The organism is Candidatus Accumulibacter vicinus, assembly GCF_000584955.1.
GTDB classification, from domain to species: Bacteria; Pseudomonadota; Gammaproteobacteria; order Burkholderiales; family Rhodocyclaceae; genus Accumulibacter; species Accumulibacter vicinus.
Genome location: NZ_JDSS02000038.1, coordinates 28517 through 31326 on the forward strand (window position 1 = coordinate 28517; position 2810 = coordinate 31326).

Consider the following 2810-nt stretch of genomic DNA (forward strand, 5'->3'; position numbering starts at 1 on the left):
GGCCGGCCAAACTCATTAACAGGGCTATGATAGAGGCTGGAATTGTAGACCCCTATCAAAAAGGTGATGAGAATGCTATTGGCTACGCACTTAGCAAGGCATCAGCCAGACTATTATCTGCCAAGTCACAACCACTTGGCACATCTATCTACCTATCAAACTCGGCTAAACATGACACAAGCTATGCCTGGGACATTGAACTAGGTCAAATTGATTTTCGCTCTGTTAACCCAAATGCTGATCGTGTAGCTGCTCGTGGTGTACTATTTACACGAAACAGGTTTAAACATATCGGAAAGCCTGAACTGGCAGTTCTTAGGAGTATAGGAGTATGACTACTGAAGTACAAGCTAGGGACGCCATCATAACCTATCTAAACTCTGCTTGGGTATCTACTTATCCAACAGTTAAAGTATTTTATGAGAACGCAGTAAAAGTAGACCTAGACGCAGTAGGACCTTGCTTTCTTAGAGTGATCGTAGATTTTACAGATAGCGTAAGACAAGGTATTGATATTGCTCCTTATACGGCTAGCTATGGTGAGGTTATACTTCAACTATTTGCTAAGGATGGGCAAGGTACTAGAGACGCTTTAACGAAACTGAATTATCTGAGAGAGCTTCTAAAGTACCAGAAACTCACAGGTGTAGATTTAGATTGCCCTACTCCGGGTAAGAAGCAGAGCCGTGGAGGGTGGACGAGTCATGATCTGATTGTGCCGTTTTATTTCTTACAGTAACTCAAATATCCCAATAGCCACCAATAATAGTAATACAAGATTGTTTCTGCAGTTTTAATATAAGGCAGTCCCAAGTTAGTTTAGAGATTGGTCTAGTCCCATTCCTCCAGTGATAGACGGCACCTTTAGAAACACCAAGAAGGTCTGCCGTTTTTTTCACGTTTAGGTGGTTACTGTCCATCACCTCCCGTAGCTTTTCTGGGGTCATGTTTATATTTTCCGTCTATGTACAAGCTTATTATACATGGACGGGAAATAGTATGGTAGAGATAACCCATTAGCGTAAAATGCCTGTAAGCACGATAATGTGCGTTCCATCATAGGAGATATACCATGAGCATCACACTGACTACGGGTTCAACGATGAGCATCGCCAAAACCTATTCCCCCGCACTCGGTTCTGCAGGTACAACGATTACTGCTATTAGCAATACCAGCCCTGCATCTGTCACGGCTACTCATTCTCTCAGTGCCGGAGATTACGTCCTGATTAATTCTTCTTGGGGTCTTCTGGACCATCGAGTTTGTCGTGTCCAAGGTGTTACTGGAACTACAGCCTTCACCCTTGAAGGGGTAGACACCAGCGACATAGGTAAATATCCTGCAACCACAGGCGTACCCGCTACTTTTCGTAAGGTTGCTACATGGTCGCAGTTGTCTCAGGTTAAAGGGGTATCGGCTTCCGGTGGGGCACAGCAGTTCGCAGACATCACTTCGATCACTGATACGGTCAAGCGCCAGATTCCGACTATTAAAGATGCTGTGGCCATGACTATTGACGTGTACGATGACCCTACTCTTTCCTGGTACGCTGACGTGTCTGCGGCTGATGATGCGCGTTCTCCTTATGCCCTTAAAATGGACTTTGCCAACGGGTCTAAACTGGTGGCGAACGCCTACTGGTCTATCCTGGATGTTCCTACTATGGCTCAGAATGAGGCACTTATGACTCAGATCAGTTTGAGTTATGCAGCAGAACCGATTCGCTACTCTACGTAATAAGTTAGTTGCACATAGTGTGCAACTTTAATACCCACTGACCAGCGGCATTGGCCGTGTCCGTACCCGCCTCGCGGACAGGTCAGTGGCATAACCAGAGGCGGTTTAATCACATGAGGCGATACCATGTTTATTCTACAACCAAACCCTACATTCAAACAGGTAGTTAATATTCCGACTACTGATGGTGAATCCCCAATTACGTTTGTTTTCAAGCATAAGGGGCGTAAGGCTCTTAAAGAGTTCTTTGCTTCTCTTGGTGAGGGGGACACTGCACGCACTGACCTAGACGCTTTGCAAGAGCTAATCGAGACCTGGGAAGGGGTAGACGTTCCTTATGATGCAACCACTCTTGATGTACTCTTGGATAACTACCCAGCAGCTTCCCGTGTAATCTTCGAGGGTTATAACAAGGGTCTATTCGAGGGCGGGCAAAAAAACTAACAGAACTGGCAGCCCGGATGTATGACCCTGGGCCGTCAGATGATGAGTTAAAAGCAGTTGGCCTGTTAAGAGAAGATGTTACTGACACTTCCGATTTCCAGGTATGGCCTGAGAACTGGGTTCCTTTCCAGGTGTTTAGCCAGTTAAGTACACAATGGAGAGTTGGCTATAGTGGACCCACAGGATTAGACTATACGGCTGTGGAGTGGGTAATGTCTCTAATGAAGGTGAAAAAGAAGAGAGAAGTTTTTCGCGCAATACGAATAATGGAATCTTCAGCACTATCGCAAATGTCAAAGTCTTAGGAGTTTATTGATGAGTACCGATGCAGCAGCCACCTTAACCCTAAGAATTGATACTGTAAAAGCCGCAGCAGACCTAGAAGCCCTAGAGACTCGATACAGGGCACTAAGGTCTGCTTTAGGTGCACCTTCTGGGGGAGGTACTGGACTTACTCAGTTAGGTACTGAGGCTTTAGCTGCTAGCCAGAAAATAAAAGTACTAGAGGCTGTAGTAGACGCACAGAAAAGTAAACTAGATCAATTTAAGAACTCTACCAAGGATGCATCTAATTCCATAGCGGAACTAGCCAAAGCCAACACCCTGCTTGCGGATTCGAATACGAGAG

General features: G+C 45.5%; 7 protein-coding genes. 6 read left to right on the top strand and 1 reads right to left on the bottom strand.

Annotation, left to right across the window (positions count from 1 at the left end; all coding sequences use genetic code 11):
• Together CAPSK01_RS23715 and CAPSK01_RS23720 are read left to right on the top strand one after the other, a co-directional pair.
• The coding region (locus tag CAPSK01_RS23715; RefSeq protein ID WP_273703955.1) for a hypothetical protein at positions 1 to 335 on the top strand (335 nt) is incomplete at its 5' end.
• Positions 332 to 739 carry a hypothetical protein gene (locus CAPSK01_RS23720; protein ID WP_273703956.1) on the top strand — a complete coding sequence of 136 codons (408 nt, stop codon included), beginning with the start codon at positions 332 to 334 and terminating at the stop codon, positions 737 to 739. The genes CAPSK01_RS23715 and CAPSK01_RS23720, both read left to right, overlap by 4 nt.
• Before the next feature lies 1 nt (position 740).
• Here CAPSK01_RS23720 and CAPSK01_RS23725 read toward each other — a convergent pair whose 3' ends face one another.
• Positions 741 to 947 (bottom strand): helix-turn-helix transcriptional regulator, encoded by a 207-nt coding sequence (locus tag CAPSK01_RS23725; protein ID WP_273703957.1) that lies wholly within the window; start codon positions 945 to 947, stop codon positions 741 to 743.
• A gap of 125 nt (positions 948 to 1072) precedes the next feature.
• On the opposite strand from CAPSK01_RS23725, the gene CAPSK01_RS17285 reads away from it, so the two are divergent.
• The 4 genes from CAPSK01_RS17285 to CAPSK01_RS23730 all read left to right on the top strand — a co-directional run.
• On the top strand, positions 1073 to 1738 hold the full coding sequence (locus tag CAPSK01_RS17285) for a phage tail tube protein (RefSeq protein ID WP_034929619.1): 666 nt from the start codon (positions 1073 to 1075) through the stop codon (positions 1736 to 1738).
• Between the two features lie 126 nt (positions 1739 to 1864).
• The gene (locus tag CAPSK01_RS17290) at positions 1865 to 2182 is read left to right on the top strand and encodes a phage tail assembly chaperone (protein WP_273703958.1); all 318 of its coding nucleotides are present in this window, start codon (positions 1865 to 1867) and stop codon (positions 2180 to 2182) included.
• 17 nt (positions 2183 to 2199) lie between these two features.
• Entirely contained in the window at positions 2200 to 2487 is a 288-nt protein-coding gene (locus tag CAPSK01_RS17295) for a DUF1799 domain-containing protein (protein WP_034929621.1), read from the top strand.
• Between the two features lie 10 nt (positions 2488 to 2497).
• The coding region (locus tag CAPSK01_RS23730) for a hypothetical protein (RefSeq protein ID WP_273703959.1) at positions 2498 to 2810 on the top strand (313 nt) is incomplete at its 3' end.